Here is a 24,066-nt window from a genome sequence, read left to right as displayed (position 1 = left end):
TCTCTATGAGTCGCGAAAAGGGAAGAAACTCAATTTCGCTCTCTATGAGTCGCGAAAAGGGGTGGGAAGGCTCGGGAGGTTTTTCTTTATCAGAAAATCATACTTTTTGCAAGTAAAAAACTCCATTCTTGTCGAAACATTCTAGTGGATAGATTTCAGGGATCGGATTTCAGTGTAATTTACAGAAGAGGGAGATTGTACATTGTTAAAGTCTGATCCATCTATTAGGAAAATATAACTGAACTCTGATTTCTATTCACTGACTCCTAACACATGTGCGTTTTTGATTCTTCTGATTCCAAAAACATTCTTAACTTGTGGGTAACGTTATGACTCTCCACGGATCGTTCGACAGGCAGCAACACGTTAGTTTAAGCGCGTCCGGCCAAAAACCCGAGCGGCGCTGCTCTCTATGGATCGCAGCGCCGGGCTGGATTCGCCCAAACTTTCAACCGCCGAACTCACGTTTTCTTAGGATAAAATTTACAAAAGAATCATGTTGAAAAAAATCAAAGTTCTATTCGCCGAAAAATCGGTTCGACTTTATCTCCGATTTTTCGGGATCGGGATGGGAATTTCTTTTGCGACCTTGATCTTAAACTCCTCGTTTCAGGTCATGGGAGTGGATCTTTCCGAGTTTAAGTCCCTCTTTGTATCCTTATTACCTTTATTCTTAAAAGATTATATTCAAACTTTGTTTACGAGCGGGGTTTTGTTCGGTGCGATCGGTTTGCTCCTTTCTTCGGCGTTTTGGAGAGAAGATCAAAAAGAAACACAAAAGAATGAAATCCAAAAACAAAAAGAAATTCAAAGTAAGATAGGGGACATCGGAGAAAAACGAACGTTAGATCGCGAACATAAACGATCCGGCTCATTCAAAAAAGAACTTTTGATTTTTGGAATATTCATTTTTCTTCTTTGGTGTCACTCCGTAATTTTTTATCCGCAACTCTACGGGGAATTTTTCTTTTATCGATTTCCGTTTTTACGTTTCTTTTTGTTCTTTCTGACGGACTGGATTCGCCCCGAAGTTCCGCAATTTCTCGCGCTTGCAACGTTGGCGCTTTGTATCGGCGCTCGTTGTGTTTTTTTGATTTCCGATCGTGTTTGGTCGAAACTTCTTACGTTTTTATTCTTTTGTTTCTTTTTGTTTTACGCTCATTTATCGGGAAGTTCTCTCGGGATTTTTATCATTACTTTAGAATATCTTACTACTTTCATATTCTATAAACAAATCGTTCCTCCGGGCGGCGACGTTGAAGTCGCAAAACGAAATCGGATTCGACTCGTTTTACTTTTTATTTTTTGTTTGTTTTCGATTTATTTTTACTCTTTAGGGAGTTTGTTCGGAATTTTGATCGTGTCGTTCGCTTGTTTGGCGACTCTTCTATTTCAAAATACGAAAAGTTTGATTTTTGCATCCGGTATTGTCGCGCTATTTTCCATCTTTCCGTTTTGGAACGCAAAAAAGGAAACAAGTCCGAATTCTTTTCCGATCGTTTCTTTTTTAAACGTAAAAACGAGAACCAAAACGAACGTCCCCGAAAATCTCCCGAACATACTGATCTTGAGCGCGGACAGCCTTCGCGCGGATAGGATGGGTTACGCTCAAGGAAAAAAAGGTTTAACTCCGCATATCGATTCTCTATCTAAGGATTCCATAATATTCCAAGATCATCATACTACGATCCCTAGAACTTTTCCGGCTTGGGCGGATTTGCTCACCGGACAACCCGGTTTTGTACACGGGATCCAGGATATGTTTCCGGATGCAAAGGATCGCGGCGGTCTTACGGGGAACCATTCCAAGACGCTTCCGGCTCTTCTTTCCAAACTCGGATATCGTACGAACGTGGTTTCTTCTTTTGCGGGAGATATTTTCCCTCGGGCCGATTGGGGATTTCAATCGGTTAAGGCGCCGATCTTTCACGCGGGAACTCTGACGGCTCAGAGAATTTTGGAATCTCAGATTTTTTTGCTTCCGATCCTGACCGGATCGATTCCCGGAGCGGGAGAATATTTCCGTGTGATCCGCGGGTTTCCGAGTTTAGGAGACGATTCTAAAATTCTTCCGGATCTTTTTGGCGACCTTAAAAAAGACAAAAATCCTTTTTTTACCGTATTCTTTTCCTCGGTGACTCATTTTCCTTTCAGCCCGCCGTTTCCGTTTTACAAGAAATTTACGAATTCTGAATATTATGGAAATTTTAAGTATTTTAAGTTTGTGGATCCGAGCGATTCCTCCGAACTTGCGCGAGCCGATCAGGAACAGATCCGCGGACTTTTTCAGGCGTCGATCGCGTCTTTCGACGAATCGGTCGGTGCGATCGTTCATAAACTGAAAGAAGAAGGAACGTACGATTCCACGTTGATCGTTTTGACGAGCGATCACGGAGAATCTTTGTTCGAAGCGGATCATAGTCACGGACACGGAGAACATTTAAGGGGAGAAGGTGTGACTCGTATTCCTCTTCTCATTAAATTTCCGCAAAACGCCGGCGCCGGCCGCAAGTTCGGAGGAATCAGCAGTTCCCTGGATTTGTTTCCGACACTTCTTACTTTTGTTTCGGAAAAAATACGGGATGTTTCTCTAAGAAAAAATTTTTTGAACGAACTTACAAATCGATCCGGAAGGGATCTTTCTTTCGCTTTGAATTCGGCGACTTGGAAGGATTCCAGGAACGTCTACGGAGAAACGGGGATCTGGTTCAGCGACCTGGGAAATCATTTCTTTCAAAAGGAAAGAATTTTCTATCCCAATATTCTTCATCTGCATTCCATCGAACCGGGAGAAATTCCCTGGATCGTAATCGGAGATTCTTACGCAAAAGAAAGTGTCATCGTTTCCAAACATAGAATGTTTCAGAACGGAACCCGCAAGTTAATTTACATTCCCTCAGAGGACGGAGTTCGCTGGCGTTGTTACGATCGGATCGCCGATCCCTGGAACACAAAACCTCTTTCGATTTCCGAATGTTCTTCTTTGAAGGATTCTCTCGTTTCGTTTTTGACCTCTTCCGGAAAGTTCAAGAAAGCGGGGGAGTATTTGTTTCCCTTGTCAAATTGATGCTTGAAGGATTGAGTTAAACTAAAAATCTGTATTTTCGTATGCCAAGAAGAGAAGATATTCGCTCTGTACTCATTCTGGGTTCCGGTCCGATCGTAATCGGGCAGGCGTGTGAATTCGATTATTCCGGAACTCAAGCCGCCAAAGCCCTGAAAGAAAAAGGGATCCGTGTTATTTTACTGAACTCTAATCCGGCGACCATCATGACCGATCCGGATCTTGCGGACGCCACTTACATAGAACCGATGACGGTTAACGTGGTTCAAAAGATTCTCGAGAAGGAAAAACCCGACGCAATTCTTCCCACGGTCGGAGGTCAGACCGCTCTCAATCTCGCCCTCGCTTGTAACGCCGCGGGTATTTTAGAAAAATATAATGTAGAATTGATCGGCGCCAAAGTGGACGCGATCAAAAAAGCGGAAGACAGGGAACTTTTTAAAAAGGCGATGGAAAAAATCGGAATCAAAGTTCCCGCATCCGGTCTCGCAAACAATCTCAAAGACGCGGAAGAAATCAAAAAAAGACTCGGTCTTCCGTTAATCGTTCGTCCCGCGTTCACTCTCGGTGGAACCGGAGGTGGGATCGCCTACACGGAAGAAACCTTCGAAGAAGTCGTTTCCAAAGGTCTCAAGGCTTCTCCGATCAGTCAGGTTCTTTTGGAAGAATCGGTTCTGGGTTGGAAAGAATTCGAACTCGAAGTGATGCGCGATCTAGCGGATAACGTGGTTATCATCTGTTCCATTGAAAATATCGATCCGATGGGAGTTCATACGGGGGATTCCATCACCGTGGCTCCTCAACAAACTCTTTCCGATAAGGAATATCAAAACCTGAGAGACATGTCGATCGCGATCATCCGGGAGATCGGCGTTGAAACCGGCGGTTCCAACATCCAGTTTGCGGTTAATCCCGCAAACGGAGACGTGATCGTCATCGAGATGAACCCGAGGGTTTCGCGTTCATCGGCTCTCGCTTCCAAGGCGACCGGTTTTCCGATCGCAAAGATCGCGGCTCTTCTTTCCATAGGTTATACGTTAGACGAAATTAAGAACGATATCACCCGAGTGACTCCCGCTTCCTTCGAGCCTTCGATCGACTATGTCGTAACAAAAGTTCCGCGTTTTGCGTTCGAAAAATTTCCCGGCACCGACGACACACTCGGGGTTCAGATGAAGGCCGTGGGCGAGGCGATGGCGATCGGTAGGACGTTTAAGGAAAGTTTTCAGAAAGCGCTTCGTTCCTTGGAAATCGACCGTTACGGTTTCGGTTCGGACGGATACTTTCAAGAATTATTATATGCAAGAAGTTTAAACTCTGATCAAAGAAAGGAATGGATCGATTCTTTCTTAAAACGCCCGAACGACAAACGTATTTTTTACATCAAACTCGCTTTTGACGAAGGTTATACCGTGGATCAAATCCACGACCTCTGTAAGGTGGATCGATGGTTCCTCTGGCAGATGGAAGACCTTCTCAAATTGGAAAAGGAATTTTCGGAAAAAGGAAGTCTTCTACTTTCCAAGATGAAACAAGCCGGTTTTTCAAACAGACAACTCGCGTTCTTGAAGAATCAAAAACGGATTCTGGATTTGCTCGACGGCGGGCTTAGGGTGGATGTGAAAAAAACGGAAATTCAGAATCTTCTAAAGAACTCGGAAGAAGAAATCGAATCGGAACTCGGCTCGAAAAAAATTTTTCCCGTTTACAAAAGGATCGATACCTGCGCCGGAGAATTCGAGGCTTACACTCCTTATTTCTATTCTTCCTATGATGAAGAGGACGAGTCCGATGTGACTAACGCGAGGTCCGTGATAATCCTCGGAGGAGGTCCGAACCGGATCGGTCAAGGGATCGAATTCGACTATTGTTGTTGTCAGGCTTCTTACGCGCTCCAGGATTTGGGAGTGGAGTCCATCATGGTCAACTCGAACCCGGAAACGGTTTCGACCGATTACGACACTTCGGATCGTCTTTATTTCGAACCTCTGACCTTGGAAGACGTATTTCGCATTTATCAAAACGAAAAACCGGAAGGTGTGATCGTTCAGTTCGGCGGTCAAACTCCTCTCAAACTTGCGAAGGATTTGGAAAGAAAGGGAGTGAAAATTCTCGGTACAAGTCCGGACTCGATCGATCGCGCCGAAGACAGAAAACGTTTCGTAGAAGTATTAGAAAAATTGAAACTGAATTCTCCCGAAAGCGGAATCGCGACTTCCATGGAAGAGGCTAGAGAAATCGCACAAAAGATCACATATCCGGTTTTGGTTCGTCCTAGTTACGTCCTTGGCGGAAGAGCGATGCTCATCATCAACGAAGAGAAAGAACTGGATCGTTACATGGAAAAAGCGGAAGAGATCTCCAAAGACAGACCTCTTTTGATCGATTCGTTTTTGGAAGACGCCGTGGAAGTGGACGTGGACGCTCTTTGCGACGGAAAAGATGTTTTTGTCACGGGGATCATGGAACACATCGAAGAGGCGGGGGTTCATAGCGGGGACTCGGCCTGCGTTCTTCCTCCGCAAACACTTTCCAAAAAGATGATGGAAGAAATCCGCAAAGCGACGGTCGCGCTTTCTCTCGAACTTCAAGTTAAGGGTCTGATCAACATTCAATACGCGGTCAAAGAAGAAGTTCTTTATATCATTGAAGTCAATCCGAGAGCTTCGAGAACCGTTCCTTTCGTTTCCAAGGCCCTTGGACATCCGATCGTAAAGTATGCGACCCGGATCATGATGGGAGAATCTTTAAAGAGCCTGCCTCTTCCGAAAGAGATGGCCTTCTCTCAAGTTTGTGTAAAGGAAGTCGTTCTTCCGTTTAATAAATTTCCGGGAGTGGATACGATTCTCGGACCGGAGATGCGTTCGACCGGGGAAGTGATGGGTATCGCTTCCACCGCGGGCGAGGCGTTTTTAAAATCCCAATACATGGCCGGGGACGAGTTGCCTTCTCAGGGGACCGTGTTCGTGAGTATCAACGATAAGACGAAATCGGAACTTCTTTCTTATATCAAGGACCTTTCCGAACTCGGTTTCAATTTGATCGCCACTTCGGGAACTCATAAATTTCTTTCGGACAACGGTATTCTTTCTTCCAAGATCAATAAGGTCTACGACGGAAAATTTCCGACCGCCCTCGATTATATTCGCGAGAATAAAATTCATCTCATCATCAACACTCCTCTTTCCAGGGTTACGAGAGACGATAGTTTTACGATCCGTCAGGCTGCGATTCGGTTTAAAGTGCCTTGTTTGACTACGTCTAACGCGGCTAAGGCGCTCATCAAAGGAATGGTGGAAATGAAAAACAAGGGTTTTACGATTCATTCTCTTCAGGAAATCCACGCGATGCCGAAGGTTCTTTAAGTAGAATTTTATAATATTTTTAAGTTTTACCCGTTTTTTTCTTTATACGGCATCCCCTGAGAGCGATTGGCGGAACCGCTTCGGGTATGGACATTCTTTTGTTGAGTTCCGATAAAAAGATTCAATCCGCTTTGAACGAGGGGTTGGTCGGTTCCGATTCTCTTTTGATTCCTATGAGTTATTGGAATCAGTTGAACGCGGTTCAAAGAAAAGCTCTTTCTAAGAAACTTCCGTTTTTGCTCAAGAGGTATACGAAATACGTCGCCTCCTTGAATCGACTTCACTGGAGAGGCGGTAAGATCAAGTACAATTGGGGCGTTGGTGAGCTGAAGAAAATGACGATTCATGTGAATTCGGGCGTTTGGGCCGTTTTGGGGGTTTTGGCTGCGGCGCACGGTGTTTCGAGGTGTTATCTTTTTAACTATCTTCTGTGGCTTGAAGAAACTGGAGTCGGGGATTCTATCGAAGATACGATGAACCGGGGAGTTCCTCGGTTTCATGGAATTTACAGAATGATCTGGACCTTAGATCTACGAAAAAATCAAATTTCTAGAAAGTTACATTTCAAACCAAACCCGTTGAGTAGCGAAGATATTTACTCATTGCCTCAGCCGGACCTCTAAAAAAGCAATTCGGCAGAATTACAAACGAAATCGCCTCGTTAAATTCCGAAAAATGGGCGTTCGGTAAATGTTGTCTTTTGGCTGTCTCGCTCGACATGCCCAAACTTTCTTATACCGAACTCAGGATAAACTATTAAAGTTATGATAGATTTGAATTTCAGAATATACTCAATTCCTAAAGCGCGCCGACGAGGAATTTTCGAAGATTGTCGTTTCCCGATTGAGAGATATTTACTTGATTTATCGAATCCGGATTTACGTTGCTCCGAAAATCACCGACGTTTCTTGCAATCCGGGGCCGAGTTAGGGGGAAGTTCTTTTACGGTTGCCGTTAGACAACCTTGTAAAAGAAAACATATAAGGATAAAAAGGACTCGATTTTTCAAAATGATTGGCTTCTAAGACAAAATGATTTTCATTGGTAAAAAGGAGACAGGTTAATGACAAGCTTTTTAAACAGATTTGTATTAGTTGCATTTTTTGTAATGTTATCCGATTGCACGAAAGATGTCGTGCGTGTATACAATCCTATAACGGATAAGGATAAGAAATCTTACGGAATTATGGCATTCGGACTTTATGCGTACAACCAAAATCATAAAAGTATATTGAATCTATTCGGTAAGGATTCGGGGACGGTATTTTTCGATCTTGAAAGACGAGGGGTCAAGTTTTCCGAAATCCTTACAAAAGACGCAAAAAAAAATCCACAGAACATAAGTCCGTATCCGATTGAGGAACCTGTGATGGCGGAAAAAACGGATTCCATTCAGTACTTTGATGGAAGGGCGGGATATATATCTCCGTTTTATCTTTTACTTTCCCTGGATCCAGCGAAAGAATATGCGATTACCGGTGTAACTTATACTTACCAAGTAAGTTGCGGTCAGAAATGCCGACGAACGGTTTTCCGTGATTTTCCGGTAGATCCGTCCAAATCGTTTAAGACCTTTCCGATCAAAACAACGGCGGGGGAAATAACTTTTGGCGGGATCTTAATGGCAAGAGTGCTTCCCACAACGAAAGACGATCCTTATGGAATCGGAGACGACATGCCGAATCTCAGCGACCTTTTCGCCGGAAATAAAGTATCGGTGAATCTGGAACCCGGGGAGGAATATATCAAAGGAATGGAGTCCGATTCTTTGAGGGAATTTTTTTACGGCGGAGTGGTGGATCTTAAGAACGCGGAAAAATTGTTTTATGAGAATCTAATCAAGGCTTACCCGGAAGGTTATTGGAAAACCCTTGCGGAAAAAAAGAGAGCCGCTTTGGGCAATTGAATTTTATCCGGAGTTTGTCCCAAAACGAAAACGATTGCGGAGATTTGCGGCCATTTCGATAAAATCGAAACCTTTGAAAACGTTCGCCCGTTTTTGGAAATGCGGGAGGCAAACCGAAAAAAGAAAATTCCCGGAAACACAATCGGGTTTTTAGGGCGTCGTTATTTAGGAAATAAAAACCGGAAGCTCAAGCGAAGGATTCGTATCGGTTGTTAGACGAAATCGAAACAAAAGCGCAAAATAAAATTTAGAGAAGAGTCGATTTAACGCGGAACAAGGCGTCGGAAAATGAAAAACATACGAAAGAGCTCCTCGTCTTTTGTAAAAAACTTATTATTTAAAATAAAAAAAATAATTTCATGAAATGAGGCGGATTTCACTCTAAGATTAAAACGATGTCTCTTCTTGAATCCGAAAAATTACCTTTAGGAAGTTTACTTCCCGACTTCCGTTTGGCGGATCCGAACGGAAATATGTATTTGTCCGATCAGTTATCGGGTTCGACAGGATTGTTGTTGGTTGTTACTTGCAATCATTGTCCATATGCCCAAGCGATTTGGCCTAGACTGATCCGTTTTGCCGGAGAAATTCTTTCCCTTGGGGTCAGAACGGCCGCAATCAATCCGAACATACACCCCGATTATCCGGACGATTCTCCCCGGATGATGCTTTCGAAAATTAAGGAGTGGGGAATTTCCTTTCCTTATTTGGCGGATGAAACTCAAGAAGTCGCCAAAAAGTTAGGGTCGATTTGTACTCCGGATATATATCTTTATGACGGGGAACAAAGGCTTTATTATCACGGAAGAATGGATGATAACTGGAAAAATGAGAAGCAGGTATCGAGAAGGGAACTCGAATACGCGGTCCATCAACTCGTAAAAGGAAATCCCGCTCCGATCAATCAAATGCCTTCTATAGGTTGTTCCATCAAATGGAAGGAATAAATTCTTGCCCTCGATAACACCCGATCATACTCCGATCACTGCGGAATCCTTTCAAGACGCGGACGTAATTAGCGAACACTATCGCGAGGTCGAAACGAAAACGCTGGATCATTTTAAGAATGAGTTTAGAAAAAACGAAAGTTCTTTGGACAACGTTCCCACTACCGCTCTGACAATTTTTTTGAAAAGGAGCGGGAATCTATATCAGGATTGGAGAATATTAAAAAAGAATCTTACGGATAAATACGCGGAACTTCAGAAAAGCCGGAATGCGGAATACGAGTTGATTTATCGTAAGCTTGTGGCCAATAAAAGCCGTAAGATGAAACCGACGGGGCTGATCGGGGATATTTTTCAGTCCGTGGTCGACGGCGTTTTAAATACCGTATATATCTGGTTCGATTTGGAAAAAAAAGCGGAATCCGGACCTCCGCCCCGACCGATAGACCCCCGCGTTTCATCCCCAACGGACGAGAATGTTAAAAAACTTTATCGGGAGATGATTCAGAAAAAACTGAAAGAGAGAGATCGAAGTTTTTCGTTATTTCAGGATTTATTGAAGGATTCGGCTCTGAATTGGAACCGATCCTATCGGAAAAAATTCCATCAAAGTCTCGCCTCCACGGTCGAACGATTGGAGTCGTCTAAGGCGAGTAAGGCGGAAATCTTAAACAAAAAAAAGACGGCTAAAAAAGTGATTCTGGGTTTTCACGAGGAGGATACGATCCAAAGATATTCCATTTTTATGATAGACTTTTTTTTGGATCGTCTTCTTAAAAAGGAACCGATCCTCGAAGACAAGATCGTCGTATTTGAAAAGCCGGAAAACACGAAAGCGGAAGAATCTAATAATCAAGAAAACCGCAAAGGCGCCGTTGCGACCGAGAAAAATTCCGAGGTTCCAAGGACGTTTGATCCGATCGCTCCGAAAAACCAAAAATCGAATTCTTCTAAAAAAGAATGTCCGATCACCGATCTTCCCGATCACCTGATCAAAGAATGTTATTCCGACTATTTGATCGTGGATTTATCCACAAAGGAAAAACGTCTCGAATTACATCGAATCCGTTTAGGAAAGGAAAATCAAAACACAAGAGCCGAAGCCATAGAATTCTTCAGTCAATGCACAAACAAGGATTCCGCCGCGGTACTTTTGGCCGAGTCCGTTCTGAAAAAACACAATATCACCCGGGAAGAAGAGAGTAGGCTGAACGAAATGATTCGCAAACAAAGGGCCTGCAAGTAGTAAGTCGACTCTTGTAAAGTCCTAAAATCAGGTTGACAGAAATCATGATGCTTGATGAACGAATTCAGAAGTCAGATTTCTGAGATTTTACAGAAGAGGAAAATCAACCTTTGTTAAAGCCTGATCCCTCTCTATTAGGAAAATATAACTGAATTCTGAATTCTATTCACTGACCCCTAAAATGTTCGAATCCGGGATGTTCGAAGGTTCTTTCCGAGTTTCCTTGGAAGAACTTCACTCCTTTCCAATCCGTGGTCGCGTATCCGATTTTTGTGATTGAAATTTCGTCTAACGTGTTCGGCAATTCGTCCGAGCTTAAAAAGAGAAGTTCCAATTCTTCCCCCGAGCCTAGGGCCTCGTCTAAACTCAAAAAGGCGGAAGAACCGGAAGGAAGAGGAATTTTTTCCAGATCGATTTTGAAACCGAGTTCCGAAGAAGAAGCCAACTTGGGAAGATCTTGTAAAAGCCCGTCGGTAAGATCCATACAACAGGAAACCGAAAAACGTTTTGAAAGCGCTTTGGCAACGTTCAGTCTCGCTTTGGGTGTGAGATGTCTTTCCAGGGCCGGACTTCGGAGAGGTTCCGGAACGTCCAGGCGTTCCTTCAAAAGTTTGTAACCGAGCAGAGAAAGACCGACCGAACCCGTGAGGTATAGAAAATCTCGATTTTTACCGCCCGAACGTTTCCAGGCTCGGGTCGTAACACCGATCAAGGTCAGGGTCAGATTAAGTGAAGGAGAACGATACGTATCACCGCCGCAGAGTTCGATGTCGTAAAAGGATAATGTTTCCCGCAAAGAAGAAGAGAAGGGGAGAATCCATTCTTCCTGCGAACAGGGGGAGCTGAGACCGAGATTTAAAAACGCCTTGGTCGGAACTCCACCGCCGGCGGCGATATCGGAGACGTTCACTTCCACGAGTTTTTTTGCGATTTCTTTCGGGCCGCTCCACTCGGTTCTAAAATGAGTTCCTTCGCAAATCGTATCGGTGGTAAAGATCCGACCTTCTTCGTCCAGATAACAGTCGTCAGTCTGAACGATTCCGGGAGGATAGAGGATGCGGATGATATCCGATTCTTTCAAATGTAAATTTTCCTTCAAAAATCTTGACTTTCTTCGATTTCAAGCCAGTCTGAAAGACTATGAAACGAAACATTCTATTCTATTGTTTGATCCTACTTCCTTTTGTCGCCGGATTTTCTCAAGGCGCGGATAAAAACCAAACTTGTACGTACTCGTATGATCACACGAGTACGAAGTTCGGTTGGAAGGCGTTTAAGTTTACCGAAAAAACCGGGGTCGGCGGTTCCTTCGATAAGATCGAAGTGGTCGGAACTACGGCCGGAAATTCACCCGAAAAAGCCATCCAAGGACTGAAGTTTACGATCGATCCGAACACCGTCAACAGCGGGAACAACGATCGGGACGCAAAGATCAAGTCCGCGTTCTTTTACCCGTTGAAAAAGAACGGAAAGATCGAAGGAAAGGTCGTTTCAGCGAAATTGAATTCCGACAAAACTACCGGTAAAGGAGTGATCGCACTCACTTTCAACGGGGTTGTCAAAAATTTGGACGTAAGTTTTACTCTTCAAGAAGGAAACCGGCTCGACGCGAATGCAAAGTTGGAACTCGGAGATTTTAAGGCCCTGACTGCGGTCGAGGCGCTCAATCAAGTATGCAAAGATTTGCATAAAGGAAAAGACGGAGTCTCCAAACTCTGGCCCGAAATCGAACTTACGATTTCCACACAATTCAAAGCTGACTGCAAATGATTATCAGTGGAAAGGTTTTAGTCCGACCAACCCCGCAAATGACAAAGAGTATCCTTCTAAAACCTGGGAACTCCTGTAAAGTCCTAAAACCTATTTCACTAACCCTAGTCACCGGAAACGTGTAAACTCCTAACATCTAAAATCTAACCGCTGACTCCTAATACTCTGACCCTAATTACATAAGCGAAATGGAATATTCTAAAATCAAATACTTGCTGAAGTCGTCTGCAATTCGGATTTTGCGAAAGGATTTCGCCGGGGTAATCGTATCGTTTCTTTACGACCAATTCAAAACCGGAAACCGATTTTGGATTCCCACAGCCGAAATGAGTCTAAACCTACGAAATTTTTTGGAAGATCTCAAAGACGAGGGAGACGTGGAACCGACCGATTTTGTCAGGAGTTCGGACGTATATATAAACGAATGGGTTAACGAAGGTTTTTTAACCAACCGCGTACAAATCGTGGACGGGTCGGAGGAAATTATCCTGGAACTCACGCCCGAAATGGAAAAATTATTTTCCTGGTTGGAAGACTTAAGGGATTTGGAAAGTAACGAGATCGTCGGAACGGAATCCCGATTTTTTTCGATACTCAATAAACTCAAGGAAATCGTAGAGGAGACCGTATCCGGACCCGAGGAAAAAATTCGACAATTGGAAAAGAAAAAAGAGGAACTGGATTTGGAAATAGCACAAATACGGGAGAGCGGTCGTGTGGACGTTTTTCCGAGCGAAAGAATTCAGAGTCAATTTTTGTACGCAAAGAAGGAAGCCTTAAGTCTGTTAGGCGATTTTAAACAGGTGGAGAGTAATTTCCACGATATGACACAATCCATTCATCGAAAGTATTTGGAGATCGCCGAAAAAGGGGATATTTTGGAATTCGTTTTGGGAGAAGATACGGAACTGTTAAAATCCGCACAAGGGCGAAGCTTTCAAACTTTTTGGGAGTTCCTTCGTTCCGAAAAACACCAGGACTTTTTGGAAAAGCTGATTCAAACTTTGTATTCGATGACGGATGTTCTTACGGTGGATCCCGAATATTTTTTTAAAAAGTTAAGAAAAAATCTCAGGGAAGCGGGCGCCAGAGTCAATACGGTCGTTTCTCAGATGTCGGAACAACTCAAGAAAACTCTCGTGGATCAAACTATATTAGGAAATCGTAAAGTTAAGGAGTTGATAAACGAAATCAAAAATTCCGCGTTGAACTCCGATTTTTCTTCCGAGTTTGCCTTTTACGGTTTCGAGGAGCCGGAAGTTCGGCTTACGATGGAAAGACCGATTTGGAAAGGGGATGATTTTGATTCTTCCCGAACCGTATTTGTGGAAGAACAGCAGGAAAGTTTTTTTGATTGGGAAACGTTGTATCCGATGATTCGAGGAATCGATCCGGAAGAATTGGAAGGGAATATTCGATCCTTATTACGGTATAAACCGGAGATCGGGTTGGAAGAAGTTTTACGGCAGTATCCGGATCAGACGAGTTTGGAGGAAATCGTGATTTATCTTTGGATCGCGAGCGTTCGGGAGACACATTCCATCGACACACAGGATTTCTTTCGATGGATCCGAGATCGGGAAAAGGAAATCGTATATCGAATTCCTAAAGTGATTTATAGAGTGAGGGAAGATGGATAAACCGCTCGTTTATGCTTCTTCGATCCTGAAACTTTTACGCGGACCGATCAGTCTGGACGAAGACCCGAAAGCATGGGATCAATTGTACGGTAAAAAGGAAGAGGTCCGCAAATATTTCGAACAGATCGGACTGATCCTTTATATGGACGAGGTGGATTGTTACGCATTTTTAAGGCAGACCTCGGACGAAGACGACGATGATGATAAGGAAAAACTTCCCAAACTCACGAGAAAAATCGCGATCAATCGAAGGGAAACTTTACTTCTGGTACTTTTGCGGGAAGTGATTTTGGAAAGGGAGGAAAAGGATCCGTCTTCTTCCGCGATCGTCCGAAAAGAAGACATATACGAACTTTTGAAACCGTATTTTCCGAAAACGACCAACGAAGTGGATCTTTACAAGGATTTCGATCGGATGATCCGGGCCGTGGAAAATCTGGGATTTATCCGAATGATGGACGGTTCGGGAATCAAAATCCGAAAGATTTTAAAGGCGAAACTCTCCGTGGCCGACTTGGAACGAATCAAATCGAAATTTCGGGAAGGAGGCGCCGATGACGAGTCTATTCAATCTCAAAACGAGTGAACTTCCGAGCGGCTTTCGTCTTCAAAGTCTGGAAGTACTCAACTGGGGAACATTCAACGGCAAAGTTTGGAAACTCACTCCGGAAGGGGATAACTTTCTTTTGACCGGAGCGAACGGCTCGGGCAAATCCACGTTGGTCGACGCGGTTCTTACTCTATTAGTTCCTTCTAATAAAAGAAATTATAATATAGCTTCCGGATTTGAGAGCAGGAGAAAGGACCGAAGCGAAAAAACCTACGTTGAAGGACATTACGGAAGGGAAACCTCCGGCGTGGAAGGAATTTTGAAGGTTCGTAAAAATCAGGAGGATTGTTATTCGGTACTTTCCGCGGTTTTTTCCGAACCGGAAAAAAAAGTCTTTGTCGCTTTGGCTCAGGTTTTTTGGTTTCAGGGAGGAGAGTTAAATAAGTTTTTTCTAATCTCGGACAAACCCCTTTCCGTCCGGGATTCTCTTCTGCTCAATCGACGGTCGATAAAAAATTTGAAAGCGGATTTGAAAAACGACGGGGTTCGTATATTCGATAATTTTAAAGCGTATTCGGCTGAATTCCGCAACTTAGTGGGGCTTCGTTCCGAAAAGGCGATCGATTTGTTCAATCAAATCGTAGGAATCAAATCGCTCGGCGTATTAAACGACTTCGTTCGGGAACATATGTTGGAACGTATCGACGTTCGGTCCAAAATCGAAGAGTTGGATAAAAGTTATTCTAATTTGACGGAAGCGTATCAGGCGATCGTCAAAGCGCGGGAGCAATTGAAACTTTTGGAGCCGATCGGAGAAAAGGCCGGGGATTTGCGTCAGGTTCGGACAAAAATAAAATTTGCGGAAAAACTCCTAAAATCCCTGGTCCCTTACTTTTCAAAACTTCATCTGGAAATATTAGCCAAGGACGAAAAGGAAAAAGAATTAGAACTTTCTAAAATTCAAGATCAATTGTATTCGATCCGTGCGGACGTCGAGCGACTTCGGGAGGAGGAACTCAAAATCGCAATCAGTCTGGAAAATAACGATACGGTTCGAAGAATCGCCGACCTCAAAAAAAGAATCGAGGATTTGCAAAAGGAAAAATCGATTCGAGACCAGTCTTGGAAACAATATTCCGGCCTTGCTTCCCGATTGAATCTGCCTTATGAAAGAAAGGAAACCGATTTTTACGAAGTGTTTCGACTTTCCGGAGTTCGTCTGGAAGAAAACGAATCACACAAGGAAATTCTCCGAACGCAGATCACGGAATTGGAAGTGGAAAATGATAATTTGAAAAAGCGCAATCGAATTACGGAAGAGGAGATTGCCCATCTGAAAAGAAACAAACATCTGCTTCATCAAGACAAGGTGAAAATCAGAAATCAAATTTCCGAAACTTTGGGAATTTCCGTTCAGGAACTCCCCTTTGTCTGCGAACTCATTCAAGTAAAGGAAACGGAAAGACCTTGGCTCGGCGCGATCGAAAGATTACTTCATAGTTTCGGATTGCGTATGCTTGTACCGGAAATTCATTATATAAGAATAACAGAATATGTAAATCGGACTTTTTTAAATTCCAAATTCACTTATTTTCGAATGTTACCCGTCTCCGGATATTCGAACGAATCACCCGCAAATAAAAACGAATTGTTTTATAAACTCGAGATCAAGCCGGAATTGGATTCGGAGAAAAGACGATGGATCGAATCGCAGATTCTACGGGATTATAACTATGTTTGTTGCGATATCGATTCTTTCTATAACTACGATAAGGCGATAACGACCGAAGGATTGATCAAAACCGGAAAGATCCGTCATGAAAAAGACGATCGTTCCAAGGTAAGCGACGGAAGAAATTTCATTTTAGGCTGGAACAACCTGGAAAAGATCCGCGCTTTGGAGGAGGAATTTGTGGAGACCGGAAAACGAATCTACGAGCTGACTCCCAAGTTAAAAGAATATCGAACACAAGAGGACACAAACTCGCAGGAACGGTCGGATCTGAATCGGATTCGGGAGTTCAACGTCTTTTCCAAAATCGACACCGAGGGGATCGAATCCGATTTGCAAAAGTCGAACGCGCATTTGGACGAGTTGGAACGTTCCTCGGAAGATTACAAAAAGCTTAAGTCCCAACACGATACGGTCAAAAAACGTTTGGGCGAATCGGTCCTACTGGAAAAAGAAGCCGAAAAAACGATCACCGTTTTGGAACAAAGGATCGCCCAAATCCGCGAAAAACGTTCGGAGTTGTTACGAACCGTTTCCGAATATTCCCTCGAAGAACTTTCGGACGCTTTCGAGGAAATCTCCGAAAGAACGTTAGACGAAACTCTCACCGGCGAAAATCTCTATACGATTCGTAAAAAATTGGAAGGACGGATGGAATCCGAAAAAACCGAGTTGGTTTCGGAAGAAGCTAAAATCGCCGACGCTTTAAACAAACAATTGGATAAGTACGTAAAAAAATTTTCCGAGGATTCGGAAAGGATCGGGCTTGTCGGTAACGTCGATTATATCGAATCCTTTGAAGAGGAGTTGGAAAAGATCAGAAAAGAAAGATTGCCCGAATTTGAAAACAGATTTCGAACCATGATGGACGATAAGGTTTCGAAACAGATCATAGAATTTAAGATGGGACTGGAAGACGACGTTTTGGAAATCAAAGAACGGATCCAAGAGTTGAACGAATCCCTTCGTTGGTTGGATTACGTAAAAGATAAAACGTACATTCAACTGGAATTCTCGGATACGAAAAACAAGGAGATCGTCGGAGAGAACGGGTTTAAGTTTTTATTGAAAGAATGTATACCGAATGTGGGAGACGGATCTTCCAACGAGGATAAATTTCAGAAAATCAGAGAGCTCTTGGATCGACTGAAAGTTCAGGACGGAAACGATCGTTGGTCCAAGTCGGTAACGGACACAAGAAACTGGTTGGACTTTCGGGTTGTGGAATTCGATAAGGAAACCAATAAACCGAAGGAAGTGTACGATTCATCCGCGGGAAAGTCGGGAGGTCAGACCGTAAAATTGGCTTATACGATTCTTGCGTCCGCGATCGCCTATCAATTCGGTTTCAGAAATAAGAAATCGTTTCGATTCGTGGTCATCGACGAAATGTTCAATAATTTGGACAATCCGAATTCCAAATACGCGATGGACTTATTTCAACAATTGGGCCTGCAACTCCTGGTGGTTACTCCCATGGATAGAATCGGGGTGGTGGAACCTTATATATCCTCCGCAAATTTCGTAAGTATCAATTCCGAAGGGAACGGTTCGAGTGTGGTTCCGATTACGAAAGAAAAATTAAAAAATAATAAATTAGAAAATTATGTTTTAGAAAACGGTAACGTTTTATCATGATCTCCCCCGAAGAGATCCGAAAAAAGGCCGAAAAATATTTCCCCACCGTACTAAAAAATTCCATCTTAAACGTAACCTCGTTTCCTTGGGAGATTTCCGTCGGAAAGGTTTTGCCGGGCGAGTTGTTGCGTTTTGCCGAACCTCTCAGAGTTTTGGAAAAAAACTCCAAACAAGAAACCGGATTCGGATATCGGTTGTTTTCTCTTCCGAAAGAAACCCGTAAATTCGGAACTCAGACCTTGCCCGAAAGTATCGTATTCGATACACAATCGGACTTTTTGATTTATATCGGAAAGGAACAAGAGTTCGAGTCCTATCAAAAAAACGTAAAGTTAATCCTGAATTCCATTCCCGAATTACACGATTGGATTTTGGAGTTTCCGATGTTTGTGATCGAAAAGGAAAATAGTTGGAAAGAACTATTGGAGGTTTGCGATTACTTTCGAAAAAATCCTAAGTCGGGACTTTATATCAGAGAACTGCCCGTTCGTGTTCATACGAAATTTATAGAAGAGAATAAAACGATCTTAAGAAAACTATTGGATTTTTTAATACCGAACGAAGTCCTCGTAGAGAGTTCCGTATTCGAGGACAGATACGGATTAAAAAAGGAAGAGGGGCTGGTTCGGTTTCGGATTTTGGATTCGGAAATATCCAAAAATTGTTTCGGAGGTTTGTCGGATATCAGCGTACCGATCGGAGAATTCAGATCGCTTCGGATGGAAGGTTGTAAAAGAATTTTACTGATCGAAAATAAAACTAATTTTTCGAATATTCATAATTTCTTAACCGTTCCGAGATTACAAAGAACCGTCGCCATTTTCGGCAAAGGGTGGGGATTGGGAATTTTAAAGGATTGTGAATGGCTGAAAACGAAGGAACTTTTTTATTGGGGAGATTTGGACGTTCAAGGTTTTGAAATTTTGTCCACCCTCAGGGAGATTTTTCCGGCGGCTCGTTCTTTTTTGATGGATCGAAAAACATTTCATACCTTTCGCGAGTTTGCGGTCGACGGAGTTCTCGGAAGGATCGGCGAACTTCGTTTTTTAAACGAGGAGGAGCGCGCCACCTGGGAATTTCTAACTTCGCTTTCCGAAAAAAATCGTTTGGAACAGGAAAGAATTCCGAATTGGTACGTGGAAGAGGTTTTGAACGAGTTATTTTAAAGTTCATTCCGGAGATTCATTCGTAGACGCGTTCTTCCGAACCCAATGGATTGAGAAGGTGAATCGCCTGCTCTGACCGCAAGGGACAGGCTCTTTTTTCTTGACTCCGAGATTCAAAGCGAAACGCTGGCTTCTACAGGACGATTTTTCATGTCAGTATTATCAAAAGCGCATAAAACTCCTTCTCTTACGAAAGAAAACGCCGTAAAAGGCTGGTTTGTAGTGGATGCGGAAGGAAAAACTCTGGGAAGACTCGTTTCCGGAATCGCCGCAAGACTTCGCGGAAAACACAAAACCACCTTTACTCCGAACCAAGATTGTGGAGACAATATCATCGTTATCAACGCTTCCAAAGTGAAAGTGACCGGAAACAAAGAAACGCAGAAGAAGTATTATCATCACTCTCGTTATCCGGGCGGGATGACTGAAACCGTATTCAAGGATCTGATCGCAAAACAACCGGAAAAGGTAATCTACGAGGCCGTAAAAGGAATGCTTCCCAAAAGCAAACTCGGAGATAAAATGCTCACCCATTGTAAAATTTTCTCGGGCGCTGAACACAACCTCCAGGCGCAAAAGCCCGTAAAACTGGAAATCTAAGGAGACCGATTCAAATGGCACCCGCAAAAGAAATCTGGGCCGTAGGAAGAAGAAAAACCTCCGTTGCCCGCGCAAAAATCAAAGAAGGTTCCGGTAAAATCACCGTAAACCATAAAGATATCAAAGATTATCTTCAAAATCGCAAATCTATCATCGATGAGGCGACTCGTCCTTTAACTCTTCTGAATGTATTGGATCAGTATGATCTGAATCTAAACGTTTCCGGAGGTGGAATCACCGGACAAGTCGGAGCGATCCGTCACGCGCTTGCGAGAGCGATTTGCAGGATCAAACCGGAGTTCCGTCCAGCCGTAAAAAAGGAAGGATTTTTAACAAGAGATCCGAGAATGGTGGAAAGAAAGAAATACGGTCTACACAAAGCGAGAAGAGGAACTCAGTTCTCCAAACGTTAAGTTTCTTTTTCATTTCATTTCGTTTTTGAAATGCCTGAATCTCTTTCGTCCAGAGTTTCAGGCATTTTTTGATTTTAGAGGTATCATGAAACGCCAATCCGTAGCGGAAATCCGCGAAATCTTTTTAAACTACTTCCAAGACAAATCCCACAGCGTAGTTCCGTCCTCCTCCCTCCTTCCTGCGGGAGATCCCACACTTTTGTTCACCACGGCCGGAATGGTTCAGTTCAAACCCCTCTTTACGGGGGCCGTGGAGCTTCCCTACACAAGAGCGACCTCTTGTCAAAAATGTCTTCGGACCACCGATCTCGAAGTGGTCGGAAAAACCGAACGACATTGTACCTTCTTTGAAATGTTGGGGAACTTCAGCTTTGGGGATTATTTCAAGGAAGAAGCGATTGAATACGCACTCGATTGTTCCGTCAATCATCTCGGTTTTGATCAAGAAAAAATCTGGGTTACGGTTTATACGGACGACGACGAGGCCGAAAAAATCTGGCTTTCCAAGGGAATCCCCAAAGAGCGCATAACGCGTCTCGGAAAAAAAGACAACTTCTGGGGACCGGCCGGGGATAGCGGAGCTTGCGGGCCCTGTTCCGAGCTTTATCTGGATCGAGGAATTGCAAAAGGCGGACCGGATTGTGCGACAAGCGGAACCTGCAAACCCGGATGCGACTGCGATCGTTTTTTAGAATTTTGGAATATAGTATTCAACCAATTCAATCAGGACACGGAAGGAAATCTGCATCCACTCAAACAAACCGGAATCGATACGGGTTCGGGTTTGGAGCGGGTTGCGTTATTGTTACAAGACGTGGATTCCGTCTACGATACGGACGAACTTCGTAAGATCATATCCTACGTTGAAGAATTATCCGGGATTTCCTACACGAACGAAAACAAAATTCCTTCCGGGGTTCAAGTTCAAAAAAATGACACCGAACTGATTTTCGATTCTAGAAAAACCGCATTTCGGGTCGTAACCGATCATATTCGTTCGGTTCTTTTTTCGATCGGAGACGGAATTTATCCGGATAGAACCGGAAGGGGTTACGTGATCCGACGTTTGATCCGTCGTGCGACTCTTTTTGGAAGAAAGCTGAACTTTAGAGAACCGTTTCTTTATAAACTCGTGGATAAGGTTGTGGAAATCTACAAAACACGTTATCCGGAATTGACAAAGAACGCCGGAGCGATCGGGAAAACCATTCTCGCGGAAGAGGAACTTTTCTTAAAAACCTTGGAGTTGGGACTCGAAAAAATCGAATTCCTCGTACAAAAAACCGAAACTTCCGGCAAGTTGATCTTTTCCGGAGCGGACGCATTCTTACTTTACGGAACCTACGGTTTTCCCGCGGAGATGACCGAAGAAATCGTGGCGGAGCGCGGTTTTTCCTTCGACAAAAGCGGGTTTCAGGAAGAACTCGAAAAAGACAGACAATTTTCCAGAGAATCCTGGAAAGTTCATAAGGTTTCTCTAATGACCGGACTGAACGCGGAAAAAACCGAGTTTCTCGGATATTCTTCTCTATCAGGAAAAGGGAATATTACACATTTATTTTATGAAAACAAATCCGTCCCCGCTTTGAAAGAAGGGCAGGCCGGTGCGATCGTTTTAAACAAAACTCCTTTTTATCCGGAAGGAGGAGGGCAGATCGGTGATACCGGATTTTTACGCCAGGGTAAAAACGTATTCAAGGTTTTGGATACGCAAAAAGAGAACGACGTTATCCTTCATTTCGGAGAGGTTTTGAGCGGAGAATTCGTTTCCGGCCGGGAACTGGACGCTGAGGTGGAAACGGTTCGAAGGGAAAGGCTGAAGTTCCATCACTCCGGAACTCATCTTTTGAACGGTGCGCTTCGAAGTATATTAGGAAATCATGTTTTACAAAAAGGGTCCGTCGTTTCTCCGGAATATCTTCGTTTCGATTTTTCTCATCCTTCCGCTTTGACCGCGGGAGAAATCCGGAAAATCGAATTCCAAGTCAACGAATCGATTCGAAACGATTTTCCGGTGGAAACCAAGGAACTCGGAATCGACGACGCCAAAAAAACCGGAGCCGTTGCCACCTTTGGAGAAAAATACGGGGATAAGGTCAGAGTCGTTCGGATGGGGGACGCGTCGGTGGAGTTTTGCGGTGGAACCCACGTTTCCCATACGGGAGAAATCGGTTACTTCTTCATCAAAAAAGAATCCTCTCCGGGCGCGGGAAATCGTCGTATCGAAGGAGTCTGCGGTCCCGCGGTGATCGAAACCTTTCAGAATCGTTTTGCGGAAATTACGGAGTCGGTCCAAAATCTGAACTTAAAAATCAAATCGGAGTTAGGCGGAGAAGGAACGAAACTGCTCGTTACCACCGTTGTTCCGGGGCCCGATGAGATTCGGGAAAAACTCGAAAAAGACGGAGCGACTGCGGTCACGTTTTTCCGGGATCTTTCGGAAAGTTTTTCGGCTAAAATCGAAGAAACCTCTTCCTTATTTTTAAAAACAAAAAAAAGTTTGGGTGAAAGAGACTTTGAAAACAACACCTCCGTGATTGAAAAAGTTTTTTCTTCTTCCGTAGAAACCGGTATCGGCAAGATCGTTTCGGCGATTTTCGAGGACAAAGATCCGAATTCCCTGAAAGGTCTTTCCGATAATCTTAAAACGCGGGAAAAGAATCTTCTCGTGATCCTCGGAAGTAAGAACGCGGATAACGCGAGTGTGGTAATCACTTGTTCTTCCGAACTCGTTTCCAAGGGAATTCACTGCGGAAATTTGGTGAAAACCGCCTGCGAGATGTTAGGTGGAAAAGGCGGTGGAAAACCGGACATGGCCCAGGGTGGAGGCAAGGATAAACAAAACTTGGAACCTGCAATTTCGTCCGTGATCTTACTGGCAAAACAAACTTTAACCGGAGAAAGAGTATGAGCGACCCTTCTTTTGACGTTGTTTCCGAAATCAGCAGACCCGAGTTGATAAACGCGGTGACTCAGGCCCTGGGAGAAATCAAAAATCGTTTTGATTTCAAGGGTTCCAAGTCCGATATCCAGCTCGAAGACGAACAACTCGTTTTAACTTCCGACAACGAATCCAAACTGGAAAGTGTGATCGACGTCCTCGTTTCCAAAATGGCAAAACGCGGAATCGGTCTGAAAAATTTCGATTTTAAATCCAAGATCGAACCCGCAACCGGCGGCACCGTTCGGATGAAGGTGAAAATCCGGAAAGGAATGGAAAAGGAACAAACCAAAGAAGTCACTCGAGTCATTAAGGATTCCAAACTCAAGGTCAATGTTACGATCATGGGCGAATCCGTTCGAGTTGTCGGTAAGAAAAAAGACGACCTCCAAGAGGTGATTCATCTTTTGAAAAACGCGGATCTTTCCTTCGACGTTCAATTTACGAATTACAAGTAAGTCGTTCCCAACGTCCGCGGGTTTTTCCGTTGGAAACAGAGTGTGAACCTCCGGCCGGAAGGTTTTCATCACTTTTAAAAATCCCTTCTTCTTGACAGAGCGGCTTTCGTCTGTCACACTTTGCTAATAAGAAAACGAAGAGCGTGTCTTAAAACCTACAACAATCGGAGAGATTTTGCCGTCATTCCGATTGAATCAGATGGTTTGGGGACGGACTTTATAAATTCCGAGGTTTTCAAAACCGATTCGAATCCAATTTAGAATGAAACGAATACTATGATACATACGAGCGATTTTAAAACGGAAACCGATTTCAAAACGGATAAGGATTTTGCCGAACTTCCGGAAGGAACGTTGGCCGAACTTTTGGAGGGTGAAATATTTATGGTTCCGGCTCCGATTCCAGAACACCAAAGAGTCATTCGCAAATTTTCGAATGCGCTTTCTGCACACGTGGACAAACTTAAACTCGGCGAAGTTTTTTTTTCTCCGATCGACGTATTCCTGGACGAACACAACGTGGTTCAACCCGATCTGATTTTTATTTCCAAAGCGAAGAGTGCGATCATTCGACAAAAAAGAATCGAGGGGGCTCCGGATTGGATCGCGGAAATTCTTTATACTAGGTGT

The 24,066-nt window shown here is 43.7% G+C and carries 17 protein-coding genes; 16 read left to right on the top strand and 1 reads right to left on the bottom strand.

What is annotated here, in order from left to right:
* Positions 1-496: 496 nt before the first annotated feature.
* The 6 genes from LEP1GSC060_RS04980 to LEP1GSC060_RS04950 all read left to right on the top strand — a co-directional run bounded on the left by LEP1GSC060_RS04980 (position 497) and on the right by LEP1GSC060_RS04950 (position 10,528).
* Positions 497-3,067 carry a sulfatase-like hydrolase/transferase gene (locus tag LEP1GSC060_RS04980; RefSeq protein ID WP_002997372.1) on the top strand — a complete coding sequence of 857 codons (2,571 nt, stop codon included), beginning with the start codon at positions 497-499 and terminating at the stop codon, positions 3,065-3,067.
* Between the two features lie 41 nt (positions 3,068-3,108).
* A complete protein-coding gene (gene carB / locus LEP1GSC060_RS04975; RefSeq protein WP_002997389.1) occupies positions 3,109-6,429 on the top strand; it encodes a carbamoyl-phosphate synthase large subunit in 3,321 nt (1,106 codons plus the stop codon).
* An 86-nt stretch (positions 6,430-6,515) separates the two neighbouring features.
* Positions 6,516-7,052, top strand: coding sequence for a DUF1564 domain-containing protein (locus tag LEP1GSC060_RS04970; protein ID WP_002997472.1), 537 nt, complete (start codon positions 6,516-6,518; stop codon positions 7,050-7,052).
* Positions 7,053-7,492: 440 nt separating this feature from the next.
* On the top strand, positions 7,493-8,335 hold the full coding sequence (gene lp30, locus LEP1GSC060_RS04965; RefSeq protein ID WP_002997485.1) for a plasminogen-binding receptor Lp30: 843 nt from the start codon (positions 7,493-7,495) through the stop codon (positions 8,333-8,335).
* A gap of 395 nt (positions 8,336-8,730) precedes the next feature.
* Positions 8,731-9,282, top strand: coding sequence for a thioredoxin family protein (locus LEP1GSC060_RS04955; protein WP_002997348.1), 552 nt, complete (start codon positions 8,731-8,733; stop codon positions 9,280-9,282).
* A 4-nt stretch (positions 9,283-9,286) separates the two neighbouring features.
* Positions 9,287-10,528 (top strand): hypothetical protein, encoded by a 1,242-nt coding sequence (locus tag LEP1GSC060_RS04950; RefSeq protein ID WP_002997463.1) that lies wholly within the window; start codon positions 9,287-9,289, stop codon positions 10,526-10,528.
* 166 nt (positions 10,529-10,694) lie between these two features.
* Here the strand turns inward: LEP1GSC060_RS04950 and thiL are convergent, their stop codons facing one another.
* Positions 10,695-11,627, bottom strand: coding sequence for a thiamine-phosphate kinase (gene thiL / locus LEP1GSC060_RS04945; RefSeq protein WP_036095398.1), 933 nt, complete (start codon positions 11,625-11,627; stop codon positions 10,695-10,697).
* 41 nt (positions 11,628-11,668) lie between these two features.
* Between thiL and LEP1GSC060_RS04940 the strand changes: the two genes are divergently transcribed.
* The 10 genes from LEP1GSC060_RS04940 to LEP1GSC060_RS04895 form a co-directional block, all read left to right on the top strand.
* Positions 11,669-12,298: a YceI family protein gene (locus tag LEP1GSC060_RS04940; RefSeq protein ID WP_002997439.1), complete on the top strand. Its 630-nt coding sequence runs from the start codon at positions 11,669-11,671 to the stop codon at positions 12,296-12,298.
* 188 nt (positions 12,299-12,486) lie between these two features.
* The gene (locus LEP1GSC060_RS04935; RefSeq protein ID WP_002997474.1) at positions 12,487-13,938 is read left to right on the top strand and encodes a DUF3375 family protein; all 1,452 of its coding nucleotides are present in this window, start codon (positions 12,487-12,489) and stop codon (positions 13,936-13,938) included.
* Positions 13,931-14,524 (top strand): DUF4194 domain-containing protein, encoded by a 594-nt coding sequence (locus LEP1GSC060_RS04930; protein WP_002997413.1) that lies wholly within the window; start codon positions 13,931-13,933, stop codon positions 14,522-14,524. Before LEP1GSC060_RS04935 ends, LEP1GSC060_RS04930 begins: the two co-directional genes overlap by 8 nt.
* On the top strand, positions 14,493-17,858 hold the full coding sequence (locus tag LEP1GSC060_RS04925) for an ATP-binding protein (RefSeq protein WP_002997445.1): 3,366 nt from the start codon (positions 14,493-14,495) through the stop codon (positions 17,856-17,858). The genes LEP1GSC060_RS04930 and LEP1GSC060_RS04925 overlap by 32 nt, the downstream gene beginning before the upstream one ends.
* Positions 17,855-19,024: a Wadjet anti-phage system protein JetD domain-containing protein gene (locus LEP1GSC060_RS04920; RefSeq protein ID WP_002997454.1), complete on the top strand. Its 1,170-nt coding sequence runs from the start codon at positions 17,855-17,857 to the stop codon at positions 19,022-19,024. Before LEP1GSC060_RS04925 ends, LEP1GSC060_RS04920 begins: the two co-directional genes overlap by 4 nt.
* A 150-nt stretch (positions 19,025-19,174) precedes the next feature.
* Positions 19,175-19,624, top strand: coding sequence for a 50S ribosomal protein L13 (rplM, locus tag LEP1GSC060_RS04915; protein WP_002997400.1), 450 nt, complete (start codon positions 19,175-19,177; stop codon positions 19,622-19,624).
* A gap of 14 nt (positions 19,625-19,638) precedes the next feature.
* Positions 19,639-20,037 (top strand): 30S ribosomal protein S9, encoded by a 399-nt coding sequence (gene rpsI, locus LEP1GSC060_RS04910; protein WP_002997318.1) that lies wholly within the window; start codon positions 19,639-19,641, stop codon positions 20,035-20,037.
* Positions 20,038-20,122: 85 nt separating this feature from the next.
* Entirely contained in the window at positions 20,123-22,948 is a 2,826-nt protein-coding gene (alaS, locus tag LEP1GSC060_RS04905) for an alanine--tRNA ligase (protein ID WP_002997423.1), read from the top strand.
* Positions 22,945-23,436, top strand: coding sequence for a YajQ family cyclic di-GMP-binding protein (locus tag LEP1GSC060_RS04900; protein WP_002997419.1), 492 nt, complete (start codon positions 22,945-22,947; stop codon positions 23,434-23,436). Before alaS ends, LEP1GSC060_RS04900 begins: the two co-directional genes overlap by 4 nt.
* Before the next feature lie 276 nt (positions 23,437-23,712).
* On the top strand, positions 23,713-24,066 hold a 354-nt coding region (locus LEP1GSC060_RS04895; RefSeq protein WP_002997355.1), incomplete at its 3' end, for a Uma2 family endonuclease.

The sequence above is a fragment of the Leptospira weilii serovar Ranarum str. ICFT genome, from assembly GCF_000332415.1.
GTDB lineage: Bacteria > Spirochaetota > Leptospiria > Leptospirales > Leptospiraceae > Leptospira > Leptospira weilii_A.
This window is presented reverse-complemented; position numbering and strand designations above follow the sequence as displayed.